Here is a 13,792-nt window from a genome sequence, read left to right as displayed (position 1 = left end):
CTCATTTCCGTTTTTCAGTTTGGGCCTGTCGGTAAGCCTCGGCGATTCCGGCCGGCCCGAGCCTTGTCAGGCAAGCGGCGGCGGCTTCGCCTTGGTATCGTGTGCTGCGGATCATTGCCGCGACGCCGCTGATACCGCGCGCGGCGTCATAGCCCGGCCTGTAGCCGGCAGGAAGGGCCTTTGCCGTCGCGTTCACGACAAGCCCGGCTCCATTTTCGCCGCCGACTATCGTCAGCGCCGCCGGGCCGGGGTGGGCGCAGCCCTTGGCGCAGCCTGAAATGTGGAGCGTGAAGTCGAGGATGTCGGCGTTTTCAGCGGCGATCGTCTCGGCAATGTCGCGCGTGGCGATGCGGCCGGAGGCGCAGGCTGGTGTGCCAGGGCACGCGGCGATGCGCGTGCGCGGGTCGGCGGGGGAGGTGACGAAGCCGAGGGTGGCGGCGGCGCGCTGGAGGGGTTGGTTGGCTGCCGGCGGAAGGCCGAGGAAGAGCAGGGCGCGGCCGGGGGCAAGACGGATTTCCGATGTGCCGAGGGCGAGGGCGCTTTTTGCGAGGTCGATAATCTTATCCGCGGGCATGCTGCCGTAAGGCAGGGCGATGCCCAGGGCGATAGCGTTGTCGCTCAAAGGGAAAAGGCCGATGGGTTGGCGATCCTGCACACCCCCCTCTGTCCTGCCGGACATCTCCCCCGCAAGGGGGGAGATCGGATGTCGTGTCGGCTTTCGCCAATCTCCAACGGTTGAAGAAGAGGCACTGCCGTGGAGGCTGCCAATCTCCCCCCTTGCGGGGGAGATGTCCGGCAGGACAGAGGGGGGTGTGACGGAGTGCCAACCTGCGAGAGAAACCAACTGTCTATCCGACAAATCGCGTGCGTGAGCCTCGCGACCCTTCTCGGCAACCATCCTGAGCACAGCAACAGCGATATCGCGCGCGGCATCGTCTTGCGCTGTGACAAGCGACCTTGCATTCCGCCCGTCACCCGCGACAGACACCAGCCAGCGAGTTCCCGCATCGATCCGCACCGCAGTCAGCCGCACATCGGCCGTGACCGCATCCATCGTCAGTTGCCCGCCGCCATCGACAATCACGGAAACCTTCGGCCCCAGCCGTTGCGTCGGCCCAGCCTCTTCAACCGCTGTCCTGATCCGTTCAGCCAGCGGCCGGGGATCGGCAATCTCCTGCGGGTCGATGCCGGCCAGCGGGCCGGTCTCGACCGGCACGCCGGTGCGCACCGCGATATCAAGCGCATCGACCTCCGCCGCCAACAGAGGCGCGCTGTCCGTGGTCAGTCCGCGTATCTGCAGACTGCCGCGCGCGGTGACTTCCATGATGCCGTTGCCATGCCGCAAGGCGGATTCGCAGAGCCCGATCAAAAGCTTCGGCGACAATTCTCCAGAAGATGGGCCTCCCGTGACCGGGTTGAGCCGCACCAAAAGCCCATCGCCGGTCTGCATCGGCGCCGACAGGGCCGGACAGGCGCCGCGGCGCGAGAAGGCGTTCATGCCGCCACCCCAAGCGCTTCTGCTTCGGCAATCAGGGCCGTAAGGTCGTCGTCGATAGAATTGCGCAAGGGATGCCAGAGGCCGCGCCGGCGCGCCGAGAGAAAACGCTCGGCGATGACTTTGGCAGCGGCCGGGTTTTCGCGCAGGATAAAGGCGCGGACGATGGGATCGCCGAGATAAGCATCATGAACCGCCTCGATCAGCGCACCTGAAATGGCATGCGTGGTTTCGGCAAAGCTGACCAGCCGGTCGACGGTTTCGGCGAATTCGGAGGCGCCACGCGGGCCGTGCCGCATCTGGCCTGATATGAAGCGTGGATTGATGGCGCGAGCGCGTACTACGCGCGATACGGCCTCGCCGACCGAGCGTGGTTTCGGCTTTTGCGGGTCCCTGGTGTCGAGCACGATGACGTCCGCATTCCTGCCGAGCGCCGCAAGGGCAGCCGAAAAGCCTCCGATGAAGGCGACGTCGGCGGAGCCTTCGAGGATGTCGCGGCCGGGATCGTCGCCGGTGTGGACGAGAAGATCGGCCACGGCGATGCGGGTTTCGAAGGCGCCGGGCGCGGAGACGCCTTCGCCCTCGGCGCCGCCATAGGCATGCGAGGTGGCGTCGAGATAGGCGCGGCCGATCTCTTCGCGCGCCGCCCAGTCGCCGCTGGACAAAAGGTCCTCGACGCCGGCGCCATAGGTGCCGGGCGAGGTGCCGAAGATGCGCGGGCTGATCTTGCCGTCAGCGCGGGTTTTTGCCGCGAGCGGGTTTTCCGTATCGTCCTCGTCGCGGGCGGCAACGGCGTTGGCGGCGGCATCGATCAGCGCGATCTGGGTCGGGAACATGTCGCGGAACAGGCCTGATATGCGCCAGGTGACATCGACGCGCGGGCGGCCAAGCGTGGCCGGCGGCAGCACTTCGATGCCGGTGATGCGGCCAGTCGCCGAATCCCATTGCGGCCGGCAGCCCATCAGCGCCAGGCCTTGGGCGATCTCCTCGCCGCCGGTGCGCAGCGAGGCCGAGCCCCAGAGATCGATGACCAGCGAGCGCGGCCAGTCGCCATGCGACTGCATGTAGCCGCGCACGACTTCCTCCGCCGCTGCCTTGCCCAGATCATAGGCGGTCGGCGTCGGCATGGTGCGCGGGTCCGACGTGAACAAATTGCGGCCGGTGGGCAAGACGTCGGAACGGCCACGCGCGGGCGCGCCGGCTGGACCGGCCTTGACGTGGCGCCCATCGAGCGCGGCGAGCAGCGCCGCCTTCTCGGCTGCAGCGCTTTGTCGCCGCATGGCGTCCGGCTCCTCCTCAGGGGCGCGGCCATAGATATGCAGCCCGTCCTTGATGGCAAAATCCTTGAGGTCGCAGAGCCATGCATCGATGCGGCGCAGAGCTTCGTCCGGCGCGTCGGTTCTGGCGACGCCGGCTTCGGTCGCGAGGCCGGTTTTTTGCGCGGTGTCGACGATCAGCTTGGCCAGCCGGTCGCGGCGGCGGCGGTCGAGCCCGTCGGCCTGCGCATATTCGTCGACCAGCCGCTCGAGCTTGTGCTGATCCTCATCCACCCCGGCGCCGGTCAGCGGCGGCGGCAAATGGCCAAGGGTGACGGCGGCAATGCGCCGCTTGGCTTGCGCCGCCTCGCCGGGGTTGGAGACGATGAAGGGATAGATGACGGGTAATGCACCGGTGACGATCTCGGGAAAACAGTTTTCCGAGAGGGCAACGGTTTTGCCGGGCAGCCATTCCAGCGTGCCATGGGCGCCGACATGGACCAGCGCGTGGACGCCGAGCGACTTTCGCAGCCATAGGCCGAAGGCGAGCAATGCATGGCGCGGCGGCAAGGTGGGGTCGTGGTAGTCGGCGCGGCGGTCGGCGGAGCGGCCGCGGTCCGGGGCGAGTGCTACGGTGATGTTGCCGAAGGTGGCGGCACGGAAGGGGAAGTGCGGCAAGGTCGGCGCGTGAACACCCCCCTCTGTCCTGCCGGACATCTCCCCCGCAAGGGGGGAGATCACGCTCTGATCTCCGGCTTCGCCAATCTCCAAAGTTGCAAGAGTAGCCCCGGCGCGGAAACTGCTGATCTCCCCCCTTGCGGGGGAGATGTCCGGCAGGACAGAGGGGGGTGCCTCGCTCAGACCTTCGACTTTGCCCCATGCACTCTCCACGATAGCAATTGCCTCAGCAGGCAAATCCTTGGAGAAGTCGAGATAGCCTTCCAACCCCAGCCCATCATTGCCCCGCTCCAACAAATCCAGCAGCCCACGCGGCGTCGCCGGAATCCCCTCAACGCCATAGCCCTGTTCGCTAAGGTCGTGCAGCATGGCCAGCACGCTGGACGGCACGTCGAGGCCGACCGCATAGCCGGTGCGGCCGGGGGCACTGGGATAATCCGGAATCAGGATGGCCAGCTTGCGCTCGGCGCGGGGCGTCTCACGCAGACGGATGAAGGCCGCGACGCGGTCAGCCACTTGCGCGACGCGATCCGGTTCCGGACGGTTGGCGAATGCGCGGTGGCCAAGTGCTGGATCAGTCTCGGTCTCGCCCTTGAAGGAAATGGCGCCGGCCAGGATGCGGCCGTCGAGCTCGGGGAGCACGACATGCATGGCAAGGTCGGCGGGCGCCAGGCCGCGCTGGTTGTTTTCCCAGACGTCGCGGCGGGTGGTGGCGACAATGACCTGGAAGACGGGCACGCCGGCGCGGTCGAACAGGGTTTCGACGCCGGGTTCGGCACCGGAGGCGAAAGCGGTGGCGGTGATGATGGCGGCGGGTTTGAGCGCGGCGAGTGCGGTTTCCACGAACGCCAGGGATGCCGGGTCCTTGAGGCTGGATACGAAGATGGGGACCGGGCTGATGCCACGCTGCCGCAGCGCTTCAACGAGGGCGTCGATGGGCGCGACATCGGCGGCCAGCAGCATCGAGCGGTAAAACAGGATCGGCACGACCTTTCCCTCCCCCTCGAGGGGAGGGTGGCCCGCAGGGCCGGGTGGGGTCGGTATGACCGGGCGCGGCGTCTCTTCAAGTCGACGCGCTTCGGAGAGGACTCCACCCCCGGCCTGCGGCCGGACCCTCCCCTCGAGGGGGAGGGGGACGACGCCGCGGTTCGGCTCATAGTAGCCAGCTTTTGGGACCGCGACAGGCTCTGCGACATCCGCATCCGAACCCGCCAGCCTCGCCAACCTGTGCACCAGCGCGCTCATATTCGCCGGGCCGCCCTCGCGGAAATAGTCGAGCAGGCCGTCGAGCTCTTCGCGCGGCAGCGTCGAGGCTTCGATCAGGCGCAGATCCTCGTCGCGGCATTCGCCGGGCAGCAGTGCCAGTTTTATGCCGCGTTCGCGGGCGGTCGAGGCGAGCTGGTCGCAGCCGTAGCGCCACCAGTCGTAGCCGCCGAGGATGCGCACGAGGATGATCTTGGCATGGCGGGCGACGCTGTCCACCCAGAGATCGACGGACATGGGATGGCGCAGGTCACGCAGCGCCGCCAGCCGCATCGAGGGCAGTCGGCCGGCGTCGGCCTTCCACGCTGCCGCCAGTCCGGCGAGATCGCTGTCGGTGAAGGACAGGGCCACGATATCCGCCGGCGTCTGCCGCAGATCGACCGGCTCGGCGAGGTCGTCGAGCGAGGCGGATGTCGTGGTGAGGATGTGCATCGCAACCCGTGTCCGAAATCAGCCGGCAAGTATACGCTCGATCGCCGGGCGGTTCAGCCCCTTCAGGCCGATGACGACGAGGCGCGAACGGCGGTCGTCCTGCGCGGTCCAGGCGCGGTCGTAATAGTGATTGACGCGCGGCCCGACGGCCTGCAGCAAAAGCCGCATCGGCTTGCCGCCGACCTCGACGAAGCCTTTTACGCGCAGCACGTTTTCTTCTTCGGCGACCGTGGCGACACGCTTTGCCAGTTCATCGGGATTGGCGATCGAGGCAATGTCGACAATGAACGTGTCGAAGTCGTCATGCTCGTGGTCGAATGCGCCGTCATGATGGGACTTGCGGTTCTCGATGTCGTCCTCGACGGCCAGACCGAGCCCGAGCAACACGGAGGGATCGACCTTGCCATGCGACGTCGGCACGATCTTCACTGCGCGGGCGGAGTGTTCGCCAATGATGGCATTGGCGCGGGCGGTGCCGGCGGCGTCCATCAGGTCGCTCTTCGACAGGATGATCAGGTCGGCGCAGGCGATCTGATCCTCGAACACTTCTTCCACCGGGTCGTCGTGGTCGAGTGTCTCGTCCTGGGCGCGCTGCGCCTGCAAGGCGTCCATGTCGTTGGCGACGCGGCCCTCGGCCAGCGCCGGCCCGTCGACCACGGCGATGACGCCATCGACTGTGACGCGGCTCTTCACGCTCGGCCACTGGAAGGCTTGCACCAGCGGCTTGGGCAAAGCGAGGCCGGAGGTCTCGATCAGGATGTGGTCGACCTTCGGCGTCAGCGACAGGATCTTGTCGAGCGCGGGCACGAAATCGTCGGCGACGGTGCAGCAGATGCAGCCATTGGCCAGTTCGACGATGTTTTCTTCCGGACAGGTGTCGATGCCGCATCCCTTCAGAATCTCGCCGTCGATGCCGATGTCGCCGAATTCGTTGACGATGATGGCAATGCGCTTGCCGCCGGCGTTTTCCAGCAGATGGCGGACCAGCGTCGTCTTGCCGGCGCCGAGGAAGCCGGTGACGACGGTGCAGGGAACGCGGGAGAGGGAAGCGGTCATGGTCAGTCCTTCAGCATGTCGAGGGGAGGGATGCGGGCAACGAGGCCGCGCTTGAGGCTATCGGGGCGGCCGCGCCATGGAATCAGGCCGTCCTTCGAAGTGGCGAAGAGTTTGGCTCCGGTGACGAGATCGGCGCCGCTGGTTGCGGTCAGGTCGCCGAAGACATAGCTCCAGCAACCGTCGCGCAGGATGGCGGCGCTCAAGCGGCGCTTGCAATTGCCGAGGCATTCGACGCTGCGGATGCGGATGTTTTCGCCGGATGCGGCGCGGCGCGTGTCGTCCGCCAGCAATTCGCCGGCGCGGGGATGAGCGTCGGAACCGGTTTCATCGCGGCAGGAGGCGCAGACGATGATGGTGACGCCGGCCAAGGCATCATCATGGCCGGACGAAATATCCGCTGTGCCAGCCGAAGAACTGCTGTCGTGGTCCAAAGATCGGGCTCCTTGCCCGGAAACCCGCCGGGCGATCGGATTCTACAGTCGCAGACGGCAGGTCTCCTGGCTCGCGAGTCATCGCCTTGGGTAGCCGCCTTCCCGGGAACTCCCAGTGGCTTTCGGCCTTGGCTCTTCGCTTACAGTTGCGGGGACAGCCGCGGATTTGGGATTTTGTCCCGCACCGCATTCCCTCTTGGCTCCTCTCGTTGAAGAGAAGAGACCGTCTGGAACGGATTTAGGCTTTTGCGGGCAGCGGTGTCAACGCGAGCTTACGACACGGTCAGGTCGGCCAGCGCCGGACCCAAGTCACCGGCGGACGTCACTTCGATGCGTTCGAGCCCGAGCCAACCTTGCATCTGCTTCAATTCCTCAAACAGCTGAGCAGCTGTTTCGGCCGGCGCACCGGGCTCAGCATAGGCCGCATGGACGCGTAGCACGCTTGCCGGGCGATCGGCCTTGAGATCGACGCGCGCCACGATCCTGTCGCCGAGCAGGAAGGGCAGGACATAATAGCCGTACTGCCGCTTGTCGGCTGGCGTGTAGATCTCGATGCGGTAGTGGAAGTCGAACAGCCGCTCCGTGCGCGAGCGTTCGAAGACGACCGGATCGAAGGGTGCCAGCAGGGCGCGAGCCTCGATTTTGCGTGGCAGGCGGGCGTCCCGGTGAAGATAGGCCGGTTTGTCCCAACCTTCGACGCTTACCGGCAGCAGTTCGCCGGTTTCAACCAGTTCCTCCAGCCTGCCTTTCATGTCGGCGGGCGACAGGCGAAAATAATCGCGCAAGTCGCCCGATGTCGCCACGCCGTGGGCGCGGGCGGAAATGCGCAGCAATTCGCGGTGCGCGTCCTCAGGCGTCGGCACCGGCAGATCGAGGACCGCCTGCGGCAGCACGCGTTCGGGCAGGTCATAGAAGCGTTCGAAGCCGCGCCGGTGCGCCGTGGTGATGCGCCCGGCCCAGAACAGCCATTCGAAGGCATGCTTGGCATGGCTCCAGCCCCACCAGCCGCCCGAACCTTTCTGGCCTTCCAGCGCGGAAGCGGCGATCGGGCCGCGCTCGGCGACCTGGCGGTAGATCTCCTCGATATAGGCGGCGTGTTCGCGGCCCCATTTGGCGAGGCCCAGATACATTTCCTCGCCGCGCTCCGCGCGCTCCATGCGCCAGCGCATCAGCGGGTAGGTCTCGACCGGCAGGAAGGAGGCCTCGTGCGCCCAGTATTCGAACACCGTGCGCTTGCGTGTAACCGCGGCATTGTCGAGGAGCGAGAGCGGGTAGGGGCCAAGCCGGGAATAGAGCGGCATATAATGAGCGCGCACCACCGCGCTGACGGAATCGATCTGCAACAGGCCGGTGCGGGAGAGCGTGCGGGCGAAATGCCGGCGGTCGGGAGTGCCGGTCGGGCGGGGATCGAGAAACCCCTGGGCGGCAAGCGCGATGCGCCGGGCCATGGGGAGCGAGATCTTTTCCTTCATGCAAGTATCACTTTGAAGTGTTCTGACCGAGGGTCGAATGGCTGATTCCAACCCATGCTAGCAGGGTTTTGGCGGCATTCATGTCAGGAGAGAAAAGTGGAGTAAAAAGAGAAGGAAATCAAACAGGAGCGGATCGGACCAGTTTGCCGCGATATGCCGTCCAGGTCGGTGTTTTGAACAAGGTTTGACTTGCTTCGCTGGAAGTGCTGCGCTAACCCTCGCCGCGTTGCAGCATAGGCCCTTAAAACGGTTCAGCGGTTAAACTGTCACGCTTCCGCATTAGGGTCCGGTGCTGTAATCAAAATGGATTGGCGCCAACGGAAAGCCGAGCATGAACGCACTCTTGAGCTCATACCTGCCCATCGTCCTGTTCATAGGCGTGGCGCTGGTTGTCGGCCTGGCGCTGCTGGCCGCGCCCTTCCTGGTGGCCTACCGCAATCCCGATCCTGAAAAGCTTTCCGCCTATGAATGCGGTTTCAACTCGTTCGACGACGCCCGCATGAAGTTCGATATCCGCTTCTACCTGGTGTCGATCCTGTTCATCATCTTCGACCTGGAAGTGGCCTTCCTGTTTCCATGGGCGGTGTCGTTTTCGAAGATCGGCATGCTCGGTTTCTGGTCGATGATGGTGTTTTTGGCGGTGCTGACCATCGGCTTTGCCTATGAATGGAAAAAAGGAGCGCTGGAATGGGATTGAACGACAGTTCAGGCACCCTCGTCGCGCCGAAGCCTAGGGGTATCATCGATCCCAACACCGGCAGGCCGGTGGGGGAGGATGATCCCTTTTTCCTCGAGATCAACAACGAACTGGCCGACAAGGGCTTTCTCGTTACCTCGACGGAAGCGCTGATCACCTGGGCGCGCAGCGGCTCGCTGATGTTCATGACCTTCGGTCTCGCCTGCTGCGCGGTGGAGATGATCCACACTTCGATGCCGCGCTACGACTCGGAGCGCTTCGGTGTTGCGCCGCGCGCGTCTCCGCGCCAGTCCGACATCATGATCGTGGCCGGAACGCTGACCAACAAGATGGCGCCGGCGCTGCGCAAGGTCTACGACCAGATGCCGGAGCCGCGCTACGTCATCTCGATGGGCTCCTGCGCCAATGGCGGCGGCTATTACCACTATTCCTATTCGGTGGTGCGCGGCTGCGACCGCATCGTGCCGGTCGACATCTATGTGCCCGGCTGTCCGCCGAGCGCCGAAGCGCTGCTCTACGGCATTCTTCTCCTGCAGAAGAAGATCCGCCGCACCGGCACGATCGAACGGTAAATCCATGACCGCATCCCTGAGCGAACTGTCGACCTATCTCGGCGAGAAGCTGCCTGGCCGCTTTAGTGACGCGGTGCTTGCCTATGGCGAGCTTACCGTTCACGTCGAGCCGCGCGACCTGGTCGAGGTGATGACCTTCCTGCGCGACGACGCGCGCTGCCAGTTCATCTCGATCATCGACGTCTGCGGCGCCGACTATCCGTCGCGGGTCAAGCGCTTCGACGTCGTCTATCATCTGTTGTCGCCGAAGCAGAATGTGCGCATCCGCGTCAAGGTGCAGGCCGACGAGGAAACCATGGTGCCGTCGATCACCGGCGTGTTCCCTGGCGCCGACTGGTTCGAGCGCGAGACCTACGATCTCTATGGCGTGCTGTTCTCGGGCCATCCCGATCTTCGTCGCCTGCTGACCGACTACGGTTTCGAAGGCCATCCGCTGCGCAAGGATTTCCCGCTGACCGGCTTTGTCGAAGTTCGCTACGACGACGAGGCCAAGCGCGTCATCTATGAGCCGGTCGAGCTAAAGCAGGAATTCCGCAATTTCGATTTTTTGTCCCCGTGGGAAGGTACGGATTACGTGCTGCCGGGTGACGAGAAGGCAAAGCAGTAAATGGCTGAAACCTCCGTCCGTAACTTCAACATCAATTTCGGCCCGCAACACCCTGCGGCGCACGGCGTTTTGCGCCTTGTGCTGGAGCTGGACGGCGAAGTCGTCGATCGCGTCGATCCGCATATTGGCCTGCTGCATCGCGGCACCGAAAAGCTGATCGAGGCCAAGACTTATCTGCAGGCGATCCCTTATCTCGACCGGCTCGACTATTGCGCGCCGATGAACCAGGAGCACGCCTTCGCGCTCGCCGCCGAGCGCCTGCTCGGCATTGAGGTGCCGAAGCGCGGGCAGCTGATCCGCGTGCTCTATTGCGAAATCGGCCGCATCATGTCGCACATCCTCAATGTGACGACGCAGGCTATGGACGTCGGCGCGCTGACGCCGCCGCTGTGGGGCTTCGTCGAGCGCGAAAAGCTGATGGTGTTCTATGAGCGCGCCTCCGGCTCGCGCATGCATGCCGCCTATTTCCGCCCCGGCGGCGTCCATCAGGATCTGCCGCAGAAGCTGGTCGAGGACATCGGCAAGTGGATCGATCCGTTCCTGAAGTCGATCGATGACCTCGATCAGCTGCTGACCGGCAACCGCATCTTCAAGCAGCGCAATGTCGACATCGGCACCGTTTCGCTGGCCGATGCCTGGGCCTGGGGTTTTTCGGGGGTCATGGTGCGCGGTTCGGGCGCTGCCTGGGACCTGCGCAAGTCGCAGCCCTATGAATGCTATTCGGAAATGGATTTCGACATTCCGATCGGCAAGAACGGCGACTGTTTCGATCGCTACCTCGTGCGCATGGAAGAAATGCGCCAGTCGGCGAAGATCATGCGCCAGTGCGTCGATCTCCTGCTCGGCAAGGAAAGCACCGGCCCGGTGTCGAATCTCGACGGCAAGGTGGTGCCGCCCAAGCGCCAGGCGATGAAGCGCTCGATGGAAGCGCTGATCCATCACTTCAAGCTGTACACCGAGGGTTATCGCGTGCCGGCCGGCGAGGTTTACGCCGCGGTCGAGGCGCCGAAGGGCGAATTCGGCGTCTATCTGGTTTCCGACGGCTCCAACAAGCCCTACCGCTGCAAGCTGCGCGCGCCGGGTTTCGCGCATCTGCAGGCGATGGATTTCCTCTGCCGCGGCCACATGCTGGCCGACGTCACCGCCGTTCTCGGCTCCCTCGACATCGTGTTTGGTGAGGTCGATCGCTAATGTCAGTCCGCCGTCTCGCAGAAGCCAGTGTCCAGCCAGCCTCCTTCGCCTTCAACCGGGCGAATGCGGCAGCGGCGAAGCAATGGATCAAGAAGTACCCGAAGGGCCGCGAACAGTCGGCCATCATCCCGCTTCTGATGATCGCACAGGAGCAGGAAGGCTGGGTGACGAAGGCGGCGATCGAGACGATCTCCGACATGCTCGGCATGCCGCGCATCCGTGGGCTCGAAGTCGCGACCTTCTACACGCAGTACCAGTTGAATCCGGTCGGCACGCGTGCGCACATCCAGGTCTGCGGCACCACGCCCTGCATGCTGCGCGGTTCGGAAGCGCTGATGGATGTGTGCCGGTCGAAGATCCACCACGACCAGTTCCACACCAACGACAAGGGCACCTTGTCATGGGAAGAGGTCGAATGCCTTGGCGCCTGCGTCAACGCGCCGATGGTGATGATCTTCAAGGACACGTTCGAGGATCTGACGCCGGAACGCCTGGCTGAAATCATCGATCTCTATGACGCCGGCAAGGGTGCTTCGGTGGAACCCGGGCCGCAGAATGGCCGCACCGGCTCGGAGCCGGCCTCCGGCCTCACCACGCTGAAGAGCGAAAAGGCGATCCTCAAGTCGACCCGCGAAAGGGAAGCCAGGGAGGCAGCCAAGGCCGCCAGGGCGGCGCCCGACGCGATCATCGCAGCGCCGGTGCCGGCACCGGGTGCGGCCCCTGTCGCGCCGTCCAACACCAGCAAGCCGAAGACCGACGCCCCTGAAACCAGCCCGGCGTTGAAGACGCCTTCAAAAACCAAGGTCGCGCCGGCGGTTGAAAAGGCGGCGAGCGTTGCCGCCCCACTGCATTCGGCCGCCAATGCCAACAGGGCAGACTCCAAAGTCGAGCAGGTTTCCAAGCAGCGCAACGGTCCAATAACCAAGGCCGAGCCGGCCTCCGCCTTCAAGGCGCCGGAGGTCAAGGTCCCGGTAGCCAAGCCGGCCAAACCGTCGCTGGAGGACAAGAACCGTCCGGCCGGCATCGCTAAACCGGCACAGGTCGATGACCTCAAGCTGATCTCCGGCGTCGGCCCCAAGATCGAGGGCATCCTGCATACGCTGGGCATTTTTACCTTCGCGCAGGTCGCGTCGTGGAAGAAGGCCGAACGCGAGTGGGTGGATGGCTACCTCTCTTTCCAGGGCCGCATCGATCGCGACGACTGGGTCAAGCAGGCCAAGGCGCTCGCCAAGGGTGGCGTCGCCGAATACATCCGCGTCTTCGGCAAGAAGCCGGTCTGAGGGACGAAAAATGCTTCAGGACAAAGACCGCATCTTCACCAATATCTACGGCCTGTTCGACAAGTCCTTGGCCGGCGCGATGGCGCGCGGCGCCTGGGACAACACGCCCGGCATCGTTGCCAAGGGGCGCGAGTGGATCGTCAACGAGATGAAGGCGTCGGGCCTGCGCGGCCGCGGCGGCGCCGGCTTCCCGACGGGTCTCAAATGGTCGTTCATGCCCAAGCAGAGCGACGGCCGGCCGAGCTATCTCGTCATCAATGCCGACGAATCCGAGCCCGGCACCTGCAAGGACCGCGACATCCTGCGCAACGACCCGCACACGCTGGTCGAGGGCGCTCTGCTTGCCGGTTTCGCCATGGGCGCAATTGCCGCCTACATCTATGTGCGCGGCGAGTTCATCCGCGAGCGCGAGGCGCTGCAGCGCGCGATCGAGGAGGCCTATGAGGCCAAGCTGATCGGCAAGAACAACACCTCCGGCTACGATTTCGACATCTACATGCACCACGGTGCCGGCGCCTATATCTGCGGCGAGGAGACAGCGCTCCTCGAAAGCCTCGAAGGCAAGAAGGGCCAGCCCCGGCTGAAGCCGCCATTCCCGGCCAATGTCGGCCTCTATGGCTGCCCGACTACGGTCAACAATGTCGAATCGATCGCGGTGGCACCAACCATCCTGCGCCGCGGTGCGGCCTGGTTCTCGTCCTTCGGCCGGCCCAACAATGTCGGCACCAAGCTGTTTTGCATCTCCGGCCACGTCAACAATCCGTGCACGGTCGAAGAGGCGATGTCGATCCCGTTCCGCGAGCTCATCGAGACGCATTGCGGCGGCATTCGCGGCGGCTGGGACAATCTTTTGGCGGTCATACCGGGCGGCGCCTCGGTGCCGCTGGTGCCGGCCGAGCAGATCATCGACGCGCCGATGGATTTCGACGCCTTGCGCGACCTGAAATCCGGCCTTGGAACCGCGGCTGTCATCGTCATGGACAAGTCGACCGATGTCGTGAAGGCGATCGCGCGGCTTTCCTATTTCTACAAGCACGAGAGCTGCGGCCAGTGCACGCCATGCCGCGAAGGCACCGGCTGGATGTGGCGGGTGATGGAACGGCTGGTGCGCGGCGAGGCGCAGAAGCGCGAGATCGATATGCTGCTCGATGTCACCAAGCAGATCGAAGGCCACACGATCTGCGCGCTGGGCGACGCGGCGGCATGGCCGATCCAAGGCCTGATGCGGCATTTCCGCGGCGAAGTGGAGCGGCGCATCGATGAGTTTTCGCGCAATGCGCACCGGGCCGAGCCTGTGATGGTGGCGGCGGAATAGAAGAACGTTTTACGCGGACGAAAGTCCGCAGCGAAGGGCGGGGCGAA

The 13,792-nt window shown here is 64.7% G+C and carries 11 protein-coding genes and 1 riboswitch; of the genes, 6 read left to right on the top strand and 5 right to left on the bottom strand.

Going from position 1 to position 13,792, the window contains the following annotated elements:
* Position 1 precedes the first annotated feature (1 nt).
* From cobG to LB558_RS12490, 5 genes are all read right to left on the bottom strand, one after another.
* Complete coding sequence (cobG, locus tag LB558_RS12510) at positions 2 to 1,498, bottom strand: precorrin-3B synthase (protein ID WP_224697830.1); 1,497 nt, start codon at positions 1,496 to 1,498, stop codon at positions 2 to 4.
* The gene (locus LB558_RS12505; protein ID WP_224697829.1) at positions 1,495 to 5,124 is read right to left on the bottom strand and encodes a cobaltochelatase subunit CobN; all 3,630 of its coding nucleotides are present in this window, start codon (positions 5,122 to 5,124) and stop codon (positions 1,495 to 1,497) included. Before LB558_RS12505 ends, cobG begins: the two co-directional genes overlap by 4 nt.
* Before the next feature lie 18 nt (positions 5,125 to 5,142).
* Entirely contained in the window at positions 5,143 to 6,180 is a 1,038-nt protein-coding gene (gene cobW / locus LB558_RS12500; protein WP_224697828.1) for a cobalamin biosynthesis protein CobW, read from the bottom strand.
* A gap of 2 nt (positions 6,181 to 6,182) precedes the next feature.
* Complete coding sequence (locus LB558_RS12495) at positions 6,183 to 6,611, bottom strand: DUF1636 family protein (RefSeq protein ID WP_224697827.1); 429 nt, start codon at positions 6,609 to 6,611, stop codon at positions 6,183 to 6,185.
* A 38-nt stretch (positions 6,612 to 6,649) separates the two neighbouring features.
* Positions 6,650 to 6,854, bottom strand: a riboswitch (cobalamin riboswitch).
* Between the two features lie 29 nt (positions 6,855 to 6,883).
* Positions 6,884 to 8,083, bottom strand: coding sequence for a winged helix-turn-helix domain-containing protein (locus tag LB558_RS12490; protein ID WP_224697826.1), 1,200 nt, complete (start codon positions 8,081 to 8,083; stop codon positions 6,884 to 6,886).
* A gap of 331 nt (positions 8,084 to 8,414) precedes the next feature.
* Between LB558_RS12490 and LB558_RS12485 the strand changes: the two genes are divergently transcribed.
* The 6 genes from LB558_RS12485 to nuoF are packed head-to-tail and all read left to right on the top strand — an operon-like array spanning position 8,415 to position 13,745.
* Positions 8,415 to 8,780 (top strand): NADH-quinone oxidoreductase subunit A, encoded by a 366-nt coding sequence (locus LB558_RS12485; RefSeq protein WP_010910112.1) that lies wholly within the window; start codon positions 8,415 to 8,417, stop codon positions 8,778 to 8,780.
* On the top strand, positions 8,771 to 9,352 hold the full coding sequence (locus tag LB558_RS12480) for a NuoB/complex I 20 kDa subunit family protein (RefSeq protein WP_127260748.1): 582 nt from the start codon (positions 8,771 to 8,773) through the stop codon (positions 9,350 to 9,352). Before LB558_RS12485 ends, LB558_RS12480 begins: the two co-directional genes overlap by 10 nt.
* A 4-nt stretch (positions 9,353 to 9,356) precedes the next feature.
* Positions 9,357 to 9,959: an NADH-quinone oxidoreductase subunit C gene (locus LB558_RS12475; protein ID WP_224697825.1), complete on the top strand. Its 603-nt coding sequence runs from the start codon at positions 9,357 to 9,359 to the stop codon at positions 9,957 to 9,959.
* A complete protein-coding gene (locus LB558_RS12470; protein ID WP_109667984.1) occupies positions 9,960 to 11,150 on the top strand; it encodes an NADH-quinone oxidoreductase subunit D in 1,191 nt (396 codons plus the stop codon).
* Positions 11,150 to 12,430 (top strand): NADH-quinone oxidoreductase subunit E, encoded by a 1,281-nt coding sequence (locus tag LB558_RS12465; protein ID WP_224697824.1) that lies wholly within the window; start codon positions 11,150 to 11,152, stop codon positions 12,428 to 12,430. The genes LB558_RS12470 and LB558_RS12465 overlap by 1 nt, the downstream gene beginning before the upstream one ends.
* Positions 12,431 to 12,440: 10 nt before the next feature.
* Entirely contained in the window at positions 12,441 to 13,745 is a 1,305-nt protein-coding gene (gene nuoF / locus LB558_RS12460) for an NADH-quinone oxidoreductase subunit NuoF (protein ID WP_127293236.1), read from the top strand.
* The last annotated feature ends 47 nt before the right edge of the window (positions 13,746 to 13,792 follow it).

This window comes from Mesorhizobium sp. CO1-1-8 (assembly GCF_020164875.1).
Taxonomy (GTDB): Bacteria; Pseudomonadota; Alphaproteobacteria; order Rhizobiales; family Rhizobiaceae; genus Mesorhizobium.
Note: the sequence above shows the minus strand (reverse complement) of the source record. Positions and strands in the feature narration are given on the sequence as shown.